Annotated in this window: 16 protein-coding genes; 4 read left to right on the top strand and 12 right to left on the bottom strand. The window is 25.7% G+C overall.

The features are described 5' to 3' along the window. Positions 1-405: 405 nt before the first annotated feature. The 3 genes from MBFIL_RS06150 to MBFIL_RS06140 form a co-directional block, all read right to left on the bottom strand. Positions 406-1,458: an AI-2E family transporter gene (locus tag MBFIL_RS06150; protein WP_066972553.1), complete on the bottom strand. Its 1,053-nt coding sequence runs from the start codon at positions 1,456-1,458 to the stop codon at positions 406-408. 285 nt (positions 1,459-1,743) lie between these two features. Further along, positions 1,744-2,568 (bottom strand): dihydroorotate dehydrogenase electron transfer subunit, encoded by an 825-nt coding sequence (locus MBFIL_RS06145; RefSeq protein ID WP_394328414.1) that lies wholly within the window; start codon positions 2,566-2,568, stop codon positions 1,744-1,746. Between the two features lie 86 nt (positions 2,569-2,654). Next, complete coding sequence (locus tag MBFIL_RS06140) at positions 2,655-3,587, bottom strand: dihydroorotate dehydrogenase (protein WP_066972552.1); 933 nt, start codon at positions 3,585-3,587, stop codon at positions 2,655-2,657. A gap of 120 nt (positions 3,588-3,707) precedes the next feature. Between MBFIL_RS06140 and MBFIL_RS06135 the strand changes: the two genes are divergently transcribed. Together MBFIL_RS06135 and MBFIL_RS06130 are read left to right on the top strand one after the other, a co-directional pair. Beyond that, complete coding sequence (locus tag MBFIL_RS06135) at positions 3,708-5,060, top strand: NOP5/NOP56 family protein (protein WP_066972550.1); 1,353 nt, start codon at positions 3,708-3,710, stop codon at positions 5,058-5,060. Between the two features lie 87 nt (positions 5,061-5,147). Continuing rightward, positions 5,148-5,819 carry a fibrillarin-like rRNA/tRNA 2'-O-methyltransferase gene (locus MBFIL_RS06130; protein ID WP_066972548.1) on the top strand — a complete coding sequence of 224 codons (672 nt, stop codon included), beginning with the start codon at positions 5,148-5,150 and terminating at the stop codon, positions 5,817-5,819. Between the two features lie 1,078 nt (positions 5,820-6,897). Here MBFIL_RS06130 and coaBC read toward each other — a convergent pair. The 4 genes from coaBC to pheA all read right to left on the bottom strand — a co-directional run bounded on the left by coaBC (position 6,898) and on the right by pheA (position 10,763). Then, positions 6,898-8,061, bottom strand: a complete 1,164-nt coding sequence (gene coaBC / locus MBFIL_RS06125; RefSeq protein ID WP_066972543.1) for a bifunctional phosphopantothenoylcysteine decarboxylase/phosphopantothenate--cysteine ligase CoaBC — start codon at positions 8,059-8,061, stop codon at positions 6,898-6,900. Between the two features lie 400 nt (positions 8,062-8,461). Next, positions 8,462-8,992, bottom strand: coding sequence for a PsbP-related protein (locus tag MBFIL_RS06120; RefSeq protein WP_066972540.1), 531 nt, complete (start codon positions 8,990-8,992; stop codon positions 8,462-8,464). A gap of 97 nt (positions 8,993-9,089) precedes the next feature. After that, positions 9,090-9,653, bottom strand: coding sequence for a hypothetical protein (locus tag MBFIL_RS06115; RefSeq protein ID WP_066972536.1), 564 nt, complete (start codon positions 9,651-9,653; stop codon positions 9,090-9,092). 294 nt (positions 9,654-9,947) lie between these two features. Then, on the bottom strand, positions 9,948-10,763 hold the full coding sequence (pheA, locus tag MBFIL_RS06110) for a prephenate dehydratase (RefSeq protein ID WP_066972533.1): 816 nt from the start codon (positions 10,761-10,763) through the stop codon (positions 9,948-9,950). Positions 10,764-11,769: 1,006 nt separating this feature from the next. On the opposite strand from pheA, the gene MBFIL_RS06105 reads away from it, so the two are divergent. Then, positions 11,770-12,849 carry a transglutaminase domain-containing protein gene (locus MBFIL_RS06105; protein ID WP_066972531.1) on the top strand — a complete coding sequence of 360 codons (1,080 nt, stop codon included), beginning with the start codon at positions 11,770-11,772 and terminating at the stop codon, positions 12,847-12,849. Between the two features lie 190 nt (positions 12,850-13,039). Here the strand turns inward: MBFIL_RS06105 and MBFIL_RS06100 are convergent, their stop codons facing one another. From MBFIL_RS06100 to MBFIL_RS06075, 5 genes are all read right to left on the bottom strand, one after another. Further along, a complete protein-coding gene (locus tag MBFIL_RS06100; RefSeq protein WP_066972528.1) occupies positions 13,040-13,861 on the bottom strand; it encodes a CBS domain-containing protein in 822 nt (273 codons plus the stop codon). A gap of 131 nt (positions 13,862-13,992) precedes the next feature. Beyond that, positions 13,993-14,934 carry a CBS domain-containing protein gene (locus tag MBFIL_RS06095; RefSeq protein WP_066972524.1) on the bottom strand — a complete coding sequence of 314 codons (942 nt, stop codon included), beginning with the start codon at positions 14,932-14,934 and terminating at the stop codon, positions 13,993-13,995. Between the two features lie 247 nt (positions 14,935-15,181). Continuing rightward, positions 15,182-15,877 (bottom strand): 7-carboxy-7-deazaguanine synthase QueE, encoded by a 696-nt coding sequence (locus tag MBFIL_RS06090; protein WP_066972522.1) that lies wholly within the window; start codon positions 15,875-15,877, stop codon positions 15,182-15,184. A gap of 412 nt (positions 15,878-16,289) precedes the next feature. Beyond that, the gene (locus MBFIL_RS06080) at positions 16,290-16,811 is read right to left on the bottom strand and encodes a 6-carboxytetrahydropterin synthase (RefSeq protein WP_066972516.1); all 522 of its coding nucleotides are present in this window, start codon (positions 16,809-16,811) and stop codon (positions 16,290-16,292) included. A 553-nt stretch (positions 16,812-17,364) separates the two neighbouring features. Then, a complete protein-coding gene (locus MBFIL_RS06075; RefSeq protein ID WP_084266324.1) occupies positions 17,365-17,958 on the bottom strand; it encodes a DUF366 family protein in 594 nt (197 codons plus the stop codon). A 209-nt stretch (positions 17,959-18,167) separates the two neighbouring features. Between MBFIL_RS06075 and MBFIL_RS06070 the strand changes: the two genes are divergently transcribed. Beyond that, complete coding sequence (locus MBFIL_RS06070; RefSeq protein WP_066972515.1) at positions 18,168-19,226, top strand: DNA polymerase subunit beta; 1,059 nt, start codon at positions 18,168-18,170, stop codon at positions 19,224-19,226. The last annotated feature ends 161 nt before the right edge of the window (positions 19,227-19,387 follow it).

The following is a 19,387-nucleotide window of genomic DNA, read 5'->3' as shown; positions in this document are numbered from 1 at the left end:
AAAGATAAATCACTTAAAACCCAATAAACTAAATAATAATCCTTATTTTAACTTAATATTGCTTTATCATCACAATATAAGCCAATAATTATCAATTAACTAATCAATGAATTATGGAAGATCTCCTATAAAACCACCTATTTAACATAGCTGTTAATATGAAGATCTTTATATTGTTTTATATATAATTAATAGTATTTAAAATTATTTACATTTAATTAATTTTATGCATAGTTACAGTTTATAAAAATTACTTTAAAATGTTAAATGCTAAATTAACACTGATTTCGAAAAAAATAAAAAATTTTTTCAAAATCCTTTTTGAAGCCATAAAAACTGATTTAGGTACTTATGGGAGATTTTGCAAAATTTTCTATTTTGCGAAATCAGTGTATAAAAATTAATTTAAATTGATTCCCTATTTTCTGTTTTTATTTCTTTTTCTTCTTTGTAGGATTTAATTACTGCATAAGTTATTCCTAAAATAAGTGGTCCTATTATAAACCCAGTTACTCCAAGAACTAGTGGTCCTGCTAAAAAGCCTATTAATAATATTAAAGGATGAATATCTGCATATCTTGTTGAGAGTTGTGGTCTAATATACATATCACTTAAACTAATCCCAAAACCGAAGAATAAAACAATAGCTGCTCTTAAATAATTATATGATAACAAATCAGATATACAAAGAGCTAAATAGATTGGCCATGGTCCCAAAATTGGAATAAGTTGGAAAACCCCTGTTAAAATTCCAAAAAATAATGCATAATCATAACCTAAAATTTGATAACCAATAAATGCAATTATTCCAATTATAATTCCTGTTAAGAAATGACCATAGAATATACTTTTTAAAACTATTTTAATCTCTTTAATCATCCTAAAGAAGTAATCATGACTTTCATCTGGAATAAAGGAAATCAAATAGTCATTAAGCTTATGTCCATCTCTTGTAAAGTAAAATACTGATGCTACTAGAATAAATAACTGCAAAGAAACTTCTGGTAGTGATTTAAGAATATCTATTAAATAATTAAAAACTATTTTTAAAACTTCTTTAATTACAGAATTTAAGTTAGAAACTATTTCATTTGCATAATTTTGCATTTCAACAGGTAAATAAGGAGATATTATGTCTGTTTGGTTAAATGTCATGTTTGTAACTAATCCTTGATTAGTACTTATAAATGAAAAAGCAAAATCTCCAATTACAAATAAACAGTAGACAAATATCAAAATTAATGGGATTACAACCAATATAATAGCTAAAATAATTGAAATTGAGGAATATTTAATTTTTCCTTGAATTTTGTTAGAAATAGGTCTAAGACCAAAAGCTATTATTGCTCCAAGTAAAATCATGTTAACAACTGGAGTAAGTATAAAAAAGGATATAATCACGAGAACAGCGATGACAATTAAAGGTGAGTTTAAATTATTTTTTATTGTTTCTTTCATATGATATCAACCAATTATAAATACAATATCAAAATAGCTATTAAAAGATTATTAAAACCAAAAACACTATTACATTAATATTATCAGTGATATGAGTATTAATATTATTTTAATAAAAATTATTATTAGTTATTTAAATATTTATATAAATATATAAAAATATATTGATTACATATATAGTAATACTTTTAAATTAAAAATTAATAATTAAGTTATGATAAAATTATAGAAATTAATAATTAACTATATACTTTTAAAATTAAAAATAAAAAGGAAAATAACTGATTATAAATAATGTTTAACACCAGAAGCATCTCTATGATACTTTCCAAACTCAATAATTTGTTTTATTTGGTCTGATGTGAAAATAGGTCCTTCTATGCAAACTCTCCAACCAGTATTATCTAAACAGCATTGCCCACATATACCCATGGCACATTTCATGTACCTCTCCATGGAATATTCTGCAAGTATGGAAGCATCTTCAAGTATATTAAATATTCCTTTCATCATTATCTCAGGACCACATACAACTGCCATATCATAACAGCTATCTTCAAGAATATTGATAGTTCGATGAGTTGCATATCCTTCAAATCCACATGTTCCATCATCAGTGCAAGTGAAAATATTAGCTCCACAATTATCTAAGCGATTAGTGAACAATAGCTCATCCTTAGTTATTGAAGCTGAAATTACATCTATCTCTTTTCCTTTTTCTCTTGCATACTCAACAAAAGTAGATATTGGTGCCATACCTACTCCACCACCAATAGCTAGAATTTTATTACCATTAATAGAGAAATTATTCCCATAGGGTCCCCTAAGTCCTAATTTATCTCCAATCTCTAAGTTATGGATATGGTTTGTAAATTCACCAACATTTTTAATAGTTATTCCAATTTCATTATTATTAATACCTATTTTTGAAATAGACATTGGTTTTTCATCTTGTTTCCCATTAAAACTCCAAACCATCATGAATTGACCAGGTTTAGGGATTCTACCCTCTTCCATATCCCAATCAAAAATAAATGTTTTGATAGTATCTGTTTCAATTATAATATCCTTAATTTCTGATATTTCATATTCATTGATTGATTTAGCCACAATTAAACCTCCTAAAAACAACTATGATAATAATTAAACACTATATATCAATTATGTACTAATCACTATGTATTAACCAATATGTGTCAATTTCTATGTGCAATTCCTATCATTTCTTTAATTGATGAAAAGTCACTTGATTTTATAAAATCTCCCAAATCATTGTTAATTTTGTTAAATATAGAAGGTCCATCATAAAGAATTGAGGTTCCAATCTGAACAGCACTTGAACCAGCATATAAAAATTCTATTACATCAGCATAATTTCTTATTCCGCCTACACCAATTATTGGGATATTAACACTTTCATAAACGTTATAAACATGTTTAAGTGCAATTGGTTTAATAGCTGGACCAGACATTCCACCAAACTTATTATGAAGTATTGGGCGACCTGTTGTAATGTCTATTTTCATTCCAGGACCAAGTGAATTAATTAATGTTAAAGCGTCAGCTCCACCATTTTCTGCAGAAATAGCTATTTCCCCAATATCTGTAACATTTGGAGTTAATTTAGCTATTATTGGAATTTTTACACTATTTTTAACTTTGCTCACTATTTTATAAGTTAAATTAGGGTCTTGACCAATAGCTGCACCACAGCCTTTCATTGCATGAGGGCAAGAAATGTTTAATTCGATCATATCAACTAAATCTTCAATTTCAGATGATACAAAGGAAAATTCTTCGGGATTTGATCCATAAATAGAAGCAATAGCTATTTTACCATTATTTTTAGTATTTCCATTTACATCTTTATTTATTTTTTTCAATTCTTCTTTAAATGATTCAACTCCTGGAGAAGACAAACCTATAGCGTTTATTATTCCTCCAGTAACCTCTACAGTTGTTGGATTATTGTAACCTTTATTTGCCTCTTTTGAAAAGGACTTTGTAACTACACCTGCTGCTCCAGATTCGAGTATCCAGTTCATAGAAGATGCATTACTTCCCATAACCCCTGCAGCAAGAAGTAAAGGATTATTCAGTCGATGTCCACATAATTTTGTTTTTAGCATAAATCAACCTCTAAATTTAATAACCATTAAATTATGTTCAATAGCTATTAAAGTAAATTTTAATTAATTATGTTTATGAATTATGTAAGATTTATACATTATGTAAAACAATGAGAAAATATGCAATATTATATCACATCATGTATTGGAGGATTCATTGGATATGATGAGGACATGAATATCATTGAATATGAATTGTTTAATAAGGAATCTATACCTTTAAAAATGATTAAAATCAGAAATAAAGAATTTGTAGATGAAGAAATTAATATTATTAATAAAATTATTGATAAATTTAATAATAACACTATTGATAATATTGAGAACGATATTATTGATAGTATTAATGATGATACTACCGATAATATTGAGAACGATATTATTGATAGTATTAATGATGATACTACCGATAGTATTAATATTGAATCAAATAAAAGACTTTCTGATTATAAAAGATTTGAAGATAACGATAAAATTAACACAACTATTAAAAACAAAGGTGGAGAATATCTTAGATCTAATTTAAATAATGAATTAATAGCTATTGGTTTTGCAAATAAAGAAGAAATAAATTCAGAAATAGGTAAACAGTGTAACAAAATAGCTATTTTAGAAATGAAAGAATCATCAAAAGAAGAAGACAAACTACTTATTCAAAGTATTAATAGTTTAGAGGAAATTGATGAATCTATAAGTAAATTAGTTGAAAGAATCAGAGAATGGTATGCAATTTACTTTCCTGAACTCGAAATAGTTAATAATAACGATGTATATGTTAGATTAATCTCTGATTTTGGAAATAGAGACGAAATCATTGAAAAAAGGATTGAAGAACTTAATATTGATATAGCTATTAGTAATGGTGCTGAAATTGAAGAAGAAGACCTTGAGATGATTGTAGAATTTGCAAAATCTATTAGAAGTCTTCAAATATCAAGAAAAAATATTGAAAATTATATTGATATGAAAATGGGAAAAGTTGCTCCAAATTTAAAGAATTTAGTTGGTTCTTCACTTGGTGCTAAACTTATTGCTCATGTTGGAAGCATTAAAAAGCTTGCAGCCTATCCTTCAGGAACTGTTCAAATAATGGGTGCAGAAAAAGCATTATTTAGACATCTAAAAACTGGAGAAAACCCACCTAAACATGGACTAATATTCCAACACCCTGAAGTTCGAGGAGCAAAATGGTGGGTTCGTGGGAAAATAGCTAGAACATTAGCACTTAAAATATCATTAGCAGTCCGAAAAGATGTATTCAGTGGAGATATAGATCCTAATTTATATGATAGTTTTATAGAAAAAGTTGAAAAAATTAACAGAGAAAATCCAATTAACACAAAAACAAGCAAAAGAAGACAAGAAGAAAGAGGAAACTTCGATAATAGCTATAAAAAAGATAAAACAAGAAACAAAAAAGATAAAAAAAATAGAAAAAATAAGAAGAACAAATATAAGAAGATTCATTATTAGGACAACAGAGATAAGTTAATTAATAAATCATTGTTAAATAAAAACATTGTTAATAGATGTTAATAGATAAACATTGGAGAAATGAAAATGGATGTTTATATTAAAGAAGAGCAAATAGCTACTAAAAATCTTGTTCCTACTGTTAAAGTTTACGGTGAGAAGTTAATAACTGAAAAAGAAATTGTTGAAGGCGGAAATGAAGAAAAAATTGAGTATAGAATTTGGAACCCTCATCGTTCAAAACTTGCTGCTGCACTTCTTAATGGATTAAGTAAAGCTAAAATTGAGGATAATTATAAAATACTTTACCTTGGAGCATCAACAGGAACAACAGTCTCCCATATATCAGATATTGTTAAAAAAGGACTTGTTTATGCAGTTGAATTTTCACCTGTAAGTATGAGAAAGTTAACTAGATTAAGTGAAAACAGAACAAATATTGCCCCAATTTTGTCAGATGCAACAAAACCAAAACAATACCTTAATTTAGTTGAAAAAGTAGATTTCATTTACTGTGATGTTGCTCAACCAAATCAAAGTGAGCTATTTATGAATAATATTGATTTTTTCCTGAAAAAAGACGGTCAAAGTATTATAATGATAAAATCAAGAAGTATTGATGTTAATCAGAAGCCACAGAAGATTTTTAAGCAAGAGGAAAAAAAGTTAAAAGAACATGGGTTTCAGATCATTGAAAAAGTCAAGCTTGAACCTTATGAAAAAGATCATATTTGTTTCCTTGTTGAGAAATCATTTTAATAGCTAAAAATGAAATCAAATCAAAAAAATAGGTAAAAATAAAAAAATTTTAAAAAGTCTTAAAAATAGCTATTAAAACAAATAAAGGTTTAAAAATATCATATTATTTAAATAGCTATTGAAAATAAATTTAATTTTACTATTAACTTACAAAATTTATTTTAAAAATATATTATTAATTTTAAAAATTAATATAGTTATTTAAAGAACAAATATTAATTTAAGTTTTTAAAAAGAGTTAAAAAGACATTAATTTTAAATCAAAAAATAGTTAGTAAGATGAATTTAGATTAAAAATAATTACTAAGATGACATATAATTTAAGATAAAAACTTAACCTAATGTTTCTCAATAATTATACTTTATACACTACATATTATAATAGCTATTTTTTATGATATTCATCATGATTAAATATATTAATTTAAACATGATAGCTACTGAGAAAAAATTCATTAGTTAATATAATATTAAAATCTTAGCCATAATTAGATAAAGATTATAGTAAATATTAAGTTAAAGAATAGATAGTACATCTAAATTTTTTTCATAAATTTGATTATGGAAATTTTAAAAATTACATTAGCAAAAAGGTTAGTGAGATAAAATATAATGAAAAATTTTAGCTTAACTAAAGGGTTATACTTATATTAAAAACCATAGCTGAAGATTAAAAAATACTATAAAATACCCAAAAAAGTATTACTCATGAAACCTTTATATGGTATGAAAGCAATATATATGTTTGCTAATGCAATGTATGAAAAAGTTCATGTCATGTCCTCTAGGGTATTTCACACTCATATTACACTCCACATTGGTAATTCCTAGAGGATTGAACTTATTCTTTGAAGAAAAAGCATTATTCTTATTTTTACTAATTTTAAAATAATTCTCAATACTAATTTTAAAAATATTTCTAAAAAAACTAAATTTTCAAAATTTTAATAAAATCTTGAAAAAAGTATTACTCAATAATAGTTATTTTGGTAATAAAAATTATAAATTATCTCCAAAAATGCAATTGATATTATAGGATACTCATTATAGAAATTAGATAGATTATGAAAATAATATATTAAGTTTTATCTCTTAACCTATCAAAAACTATTTTTGAAATCTCTTTTTTAGATCTAATTGATATTTTTTCAGTATTTTCTTTGTCTATTAAAATTATTTCATTATTATCTGAACCAAACTCACATCCATCTATTCCAACATCATTAGCTATTACTAAATCAGTTCCAGCACTTTCAATTTGTTTAATTCCTTCATCAATTATTTCTTTCTCAGAAATATTATATTCTGCCTTAAATCCAACAAGAAAGATATTAGGATTAATATCTTTTATTGTTCTAATTATTTTCTCTGTTGGTTTGAAATCTAATGAAAGATCTAATGAAGAAGATATTTTAGATTCAATTTTGCTAATTGGCTCAAAGTCAGACACTGCAGCAGTAGCAATGAATATATCATAATCATTTACAATATCTTTAGTTACATCATTCATCTGCTTACTAGATAAAACATTAGTTTTAGCTATTTGACTTGGAATATCAACACTAACAGTTCCTACAATAAGCTTTAAATTAGCTCCACGACAATAAGATTCTTTTGCAAGTTCCAATCCCATTTTACCAGAAGACCTATTATTAATTCCACGAATTGGATCAATAGCTTCAAATGTTCCTCCAAGGGTGATTAAAACATTTTTACCTAAAAAATCAGCTTGATCATTATGAATATTAGCTATTCTAATGGATTCTAAAACTATATCATTAATATCTGGAAATTTAGCCTTTCCTTCACTCATCTTAGGATCAACAAAATATACATTATTCTCTTGTTTAGTTTTATCAATATTTTCACTAATAGCTGAATACATTGAATCATGCATTGATGGAACAAATAATATAGGAGTATCATGCCCTTGAGCTGTGATAAGAAGAGAGCTTATAGAATTATCAGCTATTTTATATGTAAATTTACTTATAGTATTTGCTGTTGCTGGAGCAACTAAAATAAGATCAGCTTGAGCATATTTAACATGCTCTATTTTACCAGTGAGATCCAAAACAACATCAGAACCTGTTGCAAATTCCATAGCATTTGGATGTATAATTTTACAAGCTTCATCGCTCATAAAACATTTAACATTGATTCCAACACGTTTCAAAGCTCTTGCTAGTTTTATTGACTCAATAGCTGCTATACTACCTGTAACACACAATATTATTTCCATTAGATCCCCATTTTAATATGATTAATTAATAATAATTAAGTTAGTATTTCTTCATTGTTAAATAATTGCTTTAAAAATAGCTATTAAAAATAAATTTTAGAAAGAATATTAAAAATAATAAAATAAGTAATAAAAAAATAAATATTCAAAGAGATTTTGGAAAATCTTCGATTTTCCGAAATCAACATTATTAAAAATATTTTAGAAAGAATATTAAAAATAATAAAACAAGTAATAAAAAAATAAATATTCAAAGAGATTTTGGAAAATCTTCGATTTTCCGAAATCAACATTATTAAAAATATTTTAGAAAGAATATTAAAAATAATAAAATAAGTAATAAAAAAATAAATATTCAAAGAGATTTTGGAAAATCTTCGATTTTCCGAAATCAATATTATTAATTAAGTTTGAAAGTACTAAGTATGTAATTTAAATACTTTTCCTGACTTTCATATTTACCTTTAGAGGTAGTAAATAATATAACATATACTTCTTGGTCTTTTTGAATCCAAACAGCTTTACATTGTTTAGCTTCAGCTGAGTTGATACTGTAAACACATTCAGAAGCATTGTAGTCACCAATAGTTAAATTCCCCTCAGATATGAGCTCATAATCAGGGTTTGAAAATAACTTACTATATGTTTCATTGTAAAATTGATTAAATGACATTGTTAGGTTTTGTTTCTCTACAACAACAGTGGTTCCAGCAAATCCAGTTAAATTGTTTTTAGATGCAGGATCTGCAACAGCTGCTATTGTCCCGTCAACAGTAGATTTTGCAATATCCCATTGACCAGGATATTTAAAGAAAACACCATTAGCAGAAAATGTTTTAGGTTCATCTGTATTATTAGAATCATTAGAAATACATCCAGATACTAAAATAACACCCATAACAATTATAATTCCTAAAATTGTTTTTTTCATTTCAATTCACCTTATATAACTTTAGAAAAATATTTTGTAATTAATAGATTGTATTTGATTTAATTTCAGTCCTAATCCTGTGTTATTTAATGAATCTTTAACCTGAACTTGTTTTCTTAGAACCTGAAGAAGATCCACTATTGGAATTAGACTTAGAGCTGGATTTACTAGATGTATCACTTGAGCTTGAAGAACCCTTACTAGATGAACCACTTGAACTTGAAGAACCCTTACTAGATGAATCACTATTTAAAGATTTAGAACTATTAGATGACACTTTATTTGAAGATTTAGAACTTGAGGAACTATCAGATGAGCTATTTGCTGAACTAATTGATTTGTTAGATTTATTAAGTGCAGTTTCATTAATAGTTGCATTTAAAGGTGGAAATGCAGAATCACTAACTTGAATAACTGAATTATCTCCAGTTCCTTGGAAATTGTTACCAAAGAATCCAAAACTAATTCCTGCAGCAAAAGCTATAACTAAAAATAAAATAGCTATTAATCCATAAGAATATTTGTTCCCACTAAATTTTTTAGAACTGTCATTAACAATATATCTGTCTACAAGGGTTTTATCTTCTTCTTTGCTTCGTTTCCTTTTATAGCTATCTACATAGGTATTTAAAGGTTTATTTTCGATAGATTTTCCCTGCATACCTCTTATTCTGTCTGCAGCATCTAATGTATCTAATTTATCTTTATAACGCTTTGATAAATCATTATATTTTTCTTGAGAGAGTTTCCCACTTTGATAGTCTTTATTTAACTCCTCAATAATCTTTAAAAGCTTCTGCTTATCTTGATTAATAATATCTATCTCCTATAATTATGAATCATCATAATATGAATATTATAATATTCAATAAGTGTATTAATTTAATAATATGTTAATAATATGTTTTAAATTTATATTTACAATAAAACAAAAAGACATAAATTAATAACACAATTATATCATAGTATTAGGATATGAGCCTAATATTTTTATAAATGATGTTTTGGTTTTGATAATATTTAAAATATACTTAATCATTTCATCACTTCGATGCCCTTCAAAATCAACAAAGAAAATATATTTTCCTAGTCCTTTTTTTGAAGGTCTGGATTCTATCTTTGTTAAATTGATTTCATTAGCTGCAAAAATTGATAATACTCCATTCAAGTCCCCTGGTTTATCATCTGAAAGAGAAAATAATATTGAAGTCTTATCATTACCAGTTATTGGATGATCCTCTCGAGATAAAATAACAAAGCGTGTTTCATTATTTTTTAAATCCTGAATATTTGTATCTACAATTTCTAAATCATATAACTCAGCAGCTTTAAGTGTTCCAATAGCTCCAGAATTATTAATTTTTTTAACTGATTTAGCTGCTGCAGCTGTACTTAAAGTGAAATGAGGATTCATATTATTCTTAGTTACATAAGCTTGACATTGAGCAAGTGCTTGAGCATGAGAATAAACATCCACAATGTTTTCCTTTTTAGTTCCCTTACTAGATAGAAGATTTTGATTTATAGGAATAACTCTTTCTCCATAAATTTTAACATTGTTTTTTTGAACTAAAGCATCTAAAGTTGTTCCAACTTGTCCTTCAGTAGAATTTTCAATTGGAACCACACCAAAGTCACACCCATTATTAATTGAATCCATTACAACATCAACTGAACAAAATGCCCTTAAATCGTCTCCTAAAGTAGAGGCTACTTCATGAGTAAATGTTCCTTTAGGACCTAGAAAAGCTATTTTAGGTTTAATACACAATCCCCCTGTTATAAAATAATAGTTAATTTAATCATATGTGCAATATTACAAATAAGAAACAAAGTTTAAAAGGACAAATCGAAGATTTCTCTAAGTTTCATGGTAAAACAAAAGTTTAAAAGAATCAAAGATTTTTCTAACTTAATAAATTAGGTTTGAGCAAAAGCTGTTTCATGAAATAAACATTTCAAAGATAAGAAATGATTTTAATATATCAATACATATGATAATTTATATTTAATAAATATATTAAATTAATAATAATTAAATTTATTGAAAAATAGAAAAAATAATAAAGTTGTTAATACAAATATATTAACCTCCTTTAATAGCTAAACCTTCATAGTACAACTGTTTCATACAAAAAAGGTTCATATTAAATATTAAGTTTTTTAAATTAAAAATAAAGAAAATCAAAGAGACCTAATTGAAAATAATTTTCAATTAACTAAATTTAAAGAATGGAGTAATTAAGAATTCATTTCATGATTATATTAGCTATTCCTACATTAACTATTCCTATATTAGCTATTCCTATTTTATCATAATTTAAAGTGAGGATTTTATTATCTTAATTAAGTCTTAAAGAATTATTAATCCTCTTTCTTCCATTTTAATTCTTGGTTGTACTGTAGCTTAACATAATATTGAGTTAGTATTTATGAATTAGTATTTATATATAAATATTTTATGAATTTTACAATTTTTATATTAGTATTAGTATATTAAATCTATTTATCTTAATATATTATAGCAAAATAAGAAATATTAGAGTATTAATTGATTACAAAATAGTTAGAATCATGAAAATGAATACTGTGATGAATTTCACTCTAAGAACTGAAAAACAGTGAAAGAATAGCACTAAAAAGTCAACTGAAAAGATAATTGTTGAGCTGTCTAAATCCATATAAAAAAATATATAATTAAAAACAATATAAATAGGATTATTTAAATAATTCTTAGCTAAGAATATAGAGATATGTGGGCAATAATGGAGATAATTATGAAAAGAGGAATTATTTCAATTATTTTAGTAGTTTTAATAATATTTTCCTGTAGTGTTTTGATTGATTCAATTAACGCTGCTGATTCTGATAATAGCAGTTCTAATGATATTGATACGAAGATTATTTCTCAAAAAGATGTTGTAAACGCATCTAAAACAGTTTATAAACATATAAACAATAATCAAAAGTTACCTGATAGTGTTATAGTTTCTGGGGAAAAATATTCTACTGCTGAATTTATGTATATGATGTCTAAAACCATTGAAAACAAGTATAATGGAATTAACAGTGCTATTGTTATTAAAAAAAATATTGCAAATCCAAGTAACCCTACTGGTTCCAATATTAATGAAACAATAACTTCTAAATCTATGTACAATTATTCAAAAGCTATTACTACATTTATTAACACAAACAACAGAGCTCCTAATTATGTTAAAACTACACTTGGAAAAATGAGTTACCAAACTACAATATTTGGACTTTCTAAAATTTTAAGTAAAACTACATCTACTGGAAAGTTGCCTTCAAAAATCACTGTTAATGTTTCAAAGAGTAGTCCTGTTAATAACAATGGTTACTCCATTAACTTGTTTAGCGAGTATAAAGGAGATTCCAGGGAAAAATATCTTGTTTCCACTACAAATGCACCTGCAAAAGATAGCTATGTAAAAAATTTAGCTAAAAAACTTACTAAAAAATCTAAAACAACTCTAGAAAAAGCTGAAGCTATTTTTAATTGGGTTAAAACAAATATTAAATATTCAAGATACAGTAATACCAAATATGGAGGTAAAAAAACAATCCTATACCTTAAAGGAAACTGTGTTGACAACACTCATGCAATAGTATCCTTAATGAGAGCCATTGGAATTCCTGCAAGATATGTTAATGGAAGATGCGAATTTACAAAAGGAACATTAGCTAAAGTTACTGTATCCCATGTATGGGGACAAGTTCTTATTAACAACAAATGGTATGTAGTAGATGGAATATACAGTGGTAATAGGCTAGGCTATGTAGCTAATTGGAAAACTGGCTCTTACAGCCTTTATGGAATTTATAATAGCATTTAATCTTAATTAAATAGCTATAACTATCTAATGATTAAAATTAAAAAAAATATTAAAAAATCAAAATTAAGTAATAAAATAAGTTAAATAGTAAAATAAATTTAATAAAAATAAATTAAATAATAAAAAATATAATTAACAAAAATAATACAACAATTAAAAAATAATTACAATTAAAAAAATAATACAACAATTAAGACATTTCTAGTTCTATTATTAAAGAAAGTAGATCGGATTTTGTAATGATACCTACTATTTGACCATTATCATTAGCAACTGGGAAACCATTGAATCCTGACTCTAACATTGCATCAGCTGATTCAGTTATTGTTGCTGTAGTAGGTAATTCTTGAACATTTGATGTCATGACTTCTTCTACTATAATATTTTTTATTTGTGCTTGTTTATGATTATCTGGAACATGTTTTCTAAAAGATATCAACGCTTTTGTAATGTCTTTAGAGGTTAGAATACCTGCAAGTTCATTTTTTTCAGTTACAAGTAATCTACCTATTTGAGAATCCAGAATTATTCTCCTTGCATGAACTAATCGATCTTGTGCTGAAATAGCTATTAAATCTGTACTCATGACCTCTTCAACTAATATTTTGTCATATGGTTTTCCACGACAAGTATCAATAAAGTCTGATTTAGTAACAATCCCAACTATGTCTCCAGAATCAATAATTGGCATTCCACCAATATTATTTTCAATTAATATGTTTGCAGCTTCAACAACAGACATGTCCTCTTCAGCAGTTAAAATATCTTTAACCATCACAGTAGACATGTGAAAATGAGATGATGCTAAATTTCCATATTTAGAAGATCCTAATTTAATAGCTATATCTTTTTCTGTAACTATTCCCACTAATTCCTTTTTATTACTTTTATTAGTGTTAATAACAGGCAAACGAGATATTTTATTCTTTTTCATTAATCTTAATCCATCACAAACATTTTGATCTTTATCTATAACTATTAAATCCTCAGACATTATATTTCTAACTTGCATATCTCTCACCTAAGTATTATTTCAACTTTAATTAAAAATTATAAAGTATTCAAGTAAATAAAATATAGAACATAACTATAGGTTATTAATTATAGATTATTAATTATAGTTACATTGTTGATAATATTTAATTAGATATAAATAGCTTTTAAAATATCTCGTTCTGTTATTATACCTATAAGCTCATTATTTTTAACAACTGGAACTCCTCCAATCCTGTTTTCTTTTAATATCTCACATAAATCTCCTAATCTTGTTAGTGGTTCTATAGTAAAGACTTCTTTTTCCATTATTTCAGTAACTTTATCATTTAAAACATCTAATGCACTATTTGAAGACATATGTTCAAGATATTTGTTATCACCAAAGAATTCAATGATATCTGTAGAAGTTAATATTCCAACTAATTTTTCTTCTCCAGTAGTACTAAATTCAGACTCTTTAGCATAAATTGGGATTCTTCTAAGCTTGTTTCTAACCATTATCTTAGACGCACTTTCAATTGGAGTTCCTGGAGTTGTTATGATTACGTTTTCACTCATGAAATCTTTAACTAATTCGTCAGTTAAAACTCCTGCCATTGCAGATACAAAATCCCTTTCTGTTATTATTCCAACAATTTTTTGATCATCATCCAATACAGGAACTGCCCCTACATTAAATTCTAACATTGTTTTAATTACAGAGTTAATTGAGTCTTTATGTGATGCTGATTTTACATCACGAGTCATTATCTCTTTTACATGTTCATTAATAGCTCCTAAGAAATTATCATGATATTTCCCTTCTATAAGACTAAACTTATCACCCCCACCTAAAAAGTTTAAAATATCCATTGAAGTAAGAATTCCAAGTATTTTACCAGAACCAGAGTCAGTTACAGGAAGTCTTCTAAATTTGTGCTTTAACATTACCTCAGCCGCTTCTTTAATACTTGTGCTTGGAGGTATAGTTATAACTTCTTTCTTAGCTAATGCCATAACATCCCCCTCATGTTCAGATACTTTTGTTTCATGCTCAGCAGAGCCACGACTCATGGACTTTCTCAAATTAATAGCACTTTTATCTTTCATATACACACCTAGTTCCATATTTTTAATTTGTAATACAATGTAAATATTATAGTACATTATACATATTATATTTTAATTAATAATGTAAAGTATCTATATCAAATCTTTAGCCTAATCAAAACAATATAATTTTTCAAAAAAATATTTGTAATAATTTACATCTCTAATAGCTATTTGAAAAGCTATTTAAAACCTATTAAAAAGCTATTTAAAATAGCCATTACAACAATACAAGCTAATAATAGGATTATTCTACATCAAGATATTTATGAACTTGTGGAATCAACAAAACATCCAAATATTTACCAGCTATTTCCAAAAATTTGAATAATTTATCTTTATGATTTTTCCAAGTACCAATAGGACTCGAAGGTTGAATAATAAGTGGAATTTCCTTTGTCTGTAATTTATCTCCAACATCTTTAACTACATTTTCAAAATGACTTAGGTCTGTTGAAGGTAATACCACCAACTTACAATATATATTTATGTTTCTTTCCATTAATATTTTTAATGATTTGATTTCATTTTCAAAAATTTCATCAGTCCAACTGTTTGTAAAATGTTCTTTTAGTTTAATATCAATCGAAACATAGTCTATATTTTTTAAACTATTTAATTCATTTGGAAAAGTACCATTAGTTTCAATTAAGGATTTCATATCTAATTTTTCTAGAAATTCGTTAATAAAATAAACATATAAAAGAGGTTCTCCACCAGTAAACGAAATAGAATGAACATCTGGAGTGATAAGCTCTTTAACCTTATCTACAACCTCATCAACTGATAATATATTGCCATTACTTAAATCACGACTTTCTGGACTATCACAATAGTTACAATTTAAATTACAGCCTGCAAAACGGACAAAAATCTGTCTTCTCCCAATAAGAAGACCTTCACCTTGAATACTTGAAAAAACCTCAACAATAGGAGCATTCATATAACCACCACCAAATAGTTAAACAAAATATTAATTTAAGACACTGATTTCGAAAAAATAAAAAATTTTTTCAAAATCCTTTTGGAACCCATAAAAACTGATTTAAGTACTTATGAGAGATTTTACAAAATTTTCTATTTTGCGAAATCAGTGTATAAATTTAACACTGATTTCGAAAAAATAAAAAATTTTTTCAAAATCCTTTTGGAACCCATAAAAACTGATTTAGGTACTTATGGGAGATTTTACAAAATTTTCTATTTTGCGAAATCAGTGTATAAATTTAACACTGATTTCGAAAAAATAAAAAATTTTTTCAAAATCCTTTTTGAAGCCATGAAAACTGATTTATGTACTTATGGGAGATTTTGCAAAATTTTCTATTTTGCGAAATCAACGTCTAAATATTAATTTAATCCTCAATAACTTTTTTAAAGAAAGCACCTTGACCAATACCTTCATTAACACCAACAGAAACCGAATAAATATCATAATCTTTACTAATTAAATCATTAGCAATTTTATCAGTAAATAATTTAGATAATTCTTCTGCAGAACTATGTTTTAAAGGAAGCAAAACACAATCAACTTTAGGTAACTTATATTCTTTACCTTTAATCTTAAATTCAATATACTTTTTATTTTTAAATGAATTTAGAGACAAGTTATCATTATCAACATCTTTAAACTCAATATAGTGGTTAAAAATAGGGATTAATACCCTATGGTCTAATTTATCACATATTTTACGAGCAGATCCCTTGACATCCTTAAAATCAACTACAAAATTAAATTTCCCAGATTGATTACCAATAATCTCAACATCCACAAAGTAAGAATGACCATGAATATATCCACAAGAGGGATGATTAGGTATTATATGAGCAGATGCAAACCTTAAATTAGCATGAATTCCATTTAAAACTATTTTCATATGTTCAAATCCTTTTAATCAATAAATAGTAATAATTTAACAATGATAAATAATATTGAAAATAATAAATAATGAAAATGATAAATAATATTTAAAATAATAAATAATATTTAACAATTATAACACTGACAAGACTTTTAAAACTTTTGATTTAACTTAATTTTCATGCTTATTGAAAATTGTTTCTAAAATTAAATTCATTAAATATTTAACTATCCTATCTGAGAGATTCAATTTCATAGTCTCTAAATGCAAAACCAATTAAATAATATTGTAATCTGATATATATGAATAAAATATTTTTATCCTTAATTTATGAGATTGCTTTATCTACCAATTAATCTAAAATCCTGTTAAACTATATTTAACTTCAATGATGACTATAATATCTCATTTTTTTTAAGAACTGCATCAAGTCTACCTGTGTATATTATAAAAATGTTATGATTTTAATGATTAATATATTTTCCTGCGAATTTAAGTTTAAAAAACAGGATTAATAGTAATACAAAAATTAAATATGTAATGATTAGTTATGAATAGCTATAGCTATCTAAAAAACATTAGTTTTGCTTATATCTAATTCAATAGAATTTAATTCATTAATATAGCTATTTACAACATTAGCAATGAAATCTAAAATATTATTTTCCGTAAATATTTCGCTATTTTCGCCATTACAAATCTCAAATAATCCTATTGTTTCAACATCATCAGGAGTTCCTTTACTATATATATTTATCCCAAAGTGTATTTTCATAGAACTAATAGATGTTGTTGCAATCGAAACTGTAAGTTTCTTTGAATCTATGTAAATATCGTCTCCTTCTCGTTTTGAAATTATTCCATAATCTGATAATAATTCTTTTAAAATCATTACTAAAATCCTTTGACGATGATAAATTAGTCTTAAATTTGCTGGCTGAGTATCAAAATGTTCAATTATAAAATGAATCATTGATTCAGATTTTATTTCAAGTCCAACATCTTCAAAATCCTTTAAATTATCTGATTTTATATTCATTGACCCTATCCATGATATAACAGAGGAACCTTTAAGTTGTAATTTTCTAAATGCCCATGAAGGATCAATTTGACTGCCATCATATTCAAAATTATTATCTAAATGTTTATATTTTATTTCCATAATATTCTCCTAAAGATAGACATTTTGCACTAATTAATAATATTAAACTAATTACAATATTTTAAACTAATTAAGATATTAGAAGTTTGTAGATATAAATTCTATTACTCACAATATAAAAATTATTCTCAAAAAATACATTTGAAACAAAACTTACAACAAATTATTAAATAGCTAAGATATAACTATTAACAATAAGGAGACCTTTTATGAAAGTTCGGACAAGGGATTTTATATACACAAAAGATGATTTATACTTTGCAACAACTAATTACATTCATCCAGAGAATAGATTCATTGCATTTTTAAGATATATTCCTAATGAAAATGGCGACAGGGAGAAAAATGGCAAAAAATATTCAAAAGTTGATTCAAGCCAAGCTTACAAATATTTAAGAGAAAAACATCCAGAATACTTATATTTCTGCAATATTACAAATGTTGAAATGATGGGAGTACCTCACACAAAAATTCAAGATATTATTAAACCTGAAAACAGATTAAAAAAGATACTTGAAGAAGAAAGAGGAGAAACAGATGAATTAAAAGGAAAATTAATTGATTTAGCTAAATTCTTCCATTATAAAGCAGGAATAGATTATAATGATTTAGGAATATCTGGATCTATACTTCCAAATCTTCAAAAAAGAGATATTTCTGATTTGGATTTTGTGGTTTATGGTCTTGAAAATCATAGAATAGCTATTAAAACATTTAAACAATTTAAAGACACAGAAGTCTACATTGAAGAAATAGACAAAAATATCACTTTAAATAGTATTGATAATAGTTATTGGGATAAATTATATAATAAAAGAATAAAAGACTCAAGTTTAACAAAAGAAGAGTTTTCATGGTATGAAAATAGGAAAAACAATCGTGGAGTCATTGATAACACCTTATTCGACATTCTTGCAACAAAAAATTGGTCTGAAATCACAGGAAAATGGGGAGATACAAAATATACTCCACTTGGAATAGCTAAAATAGAAGCAAAAGTAAAAAATTCAATTGGAGCATATGATAATCCTGCAACTTACTCTATCGAAGATGTGAAACTACTAGAAGGAAAAAATTATGATATATGTGAAGTTGCATCATTTACTCACACTTATTCAGGGCAAGCTATTGAAAATGAAGTTATAATAGCTAAAGGAAAAGTAGAAAAAGTAGAAACAAGTGGAAAGCCAACATATTACAGAATTGTAGTTGGAACAACAAGAGAATCAATTAATGAGTACATTAAATTAAAAGATAGTCCTGTTTAGAAACAGAATTACAAAAAATAGTATAAAAAATAACAAAAATAGTATAAAAAATAACAAAAATAGTATAAAAAATAACAAAAATAGTATAAAAAATAACAAAAATAGTATAAAAAATAACAAAAATAGTATAAAAAATAACAAAAATAGTATAAAAAATAACA

The organism is Methanobrevibacter filiformis (assembly GCF_001639265.1).
Lineage (GTDB): Archaea > Methanobacteriota > Methanobacteria > Methanobacteriales > Methanobacteriaceae > Methanacia > Methanacia filiformis.
Note: the sequence above shows the minus strand (reverse complement) of the source record. Positions and strands in the feature narration are given on the sequence as shown.

Coding starts and splice junctions, on each gene's coding strand:
- MBFIL_RS06150 (WP_066972553.1), bottom strand. CDS start 1,458: ATGAAAGAAACAATAAAAAATAATTTAAACTCACCTTTAATTGTCATC.
- MBFIL_RS06140 (WP_066972552.1), bottom strand. CDS start 3,587: ATGCTAAAAACAAAATTATGTGGACATCGACTGAATAATCCTTTACTT.
- MBFIL_RS06135 (WP_066972550.1), top strand. CDS start 3,708: ATGCAATATTATATCACATCATGTATTGGAGGATTCATTGGATATGAT.
- MBFIL_RS06130 (WP_066972548.1), top strand. CDS start 5,148: ATGGATGTTTATATTAAAGAAGAGCAAATAGCTACTAAAAATCTTGTT.
- coaBC (WP_066972543.1), bottom strand. CDS start 8,061: ATGGAAATAATATTGTGTGTTACAGGTAGTATAGCAGCTATTGAGTCA.
- MBFIL_RS06120 (WP_066972540.1), bottom strand. CDS start 8,992: ATGAAAAAAACAATTTTAGGAATTATAATTGTTATGGGTGTTATTTTA.
- MBFIL_RS06115 (WP_066972536.1), bottom strand. CDS start 9,653: ATGCAGGGAAAATCTATCGAAAATAAACCTTTAAATACCTATGTAGAT.
- MBFIL_RS06105 (WP_066972531.1), top strand. CDS start 11,770: ATGAAAAGAGGAATTATTTCAATTATTTTAGTAGTTTTAATAATATTT.
- MBFIL_RS06100 (WP_066972528.1), bottom strand. CDS start 13,861: ATGCAAGTTAGAAATATAATGTCTGAGGATTTAATAGTTATAGATAAA.
- MBFIL_RS06095 (WP_066972524.1), bottom strand. CDS start 14,934: ATGAAAGATAAAAGTGCTATTAATTTGAGAAAGTCCATGAGTCGTGGC.
- MBFIL_RS06090 (WP_066972522.1), bottom strand. CDS start 15,877: ATGAATGCTCCTATTGTTGAGGTTTTTTCAAGTATTCAAGGTGAAGGT.
- MBFIL_RS06080 (WP_066972516.1), bottom strand. CDS start 16,811: ATGAAAATAGTTTTAAATGGAATTCATGCTAATTTAAGGTTTGCATCT.
- MBFIL_RS06075 (WP_084266324.1), bottom strand. CDS start 17,958: ATGGAAATAAAATATAAACATTTAGATAATAATTTTGAATATGATGGC.
- MBFIL_RS06070 (WP_066972515.1), top strand. CDS start 18,168: ATGAAAGTTCGGACAAGGGATTTTATATACACAAAAGATGATTTATAC.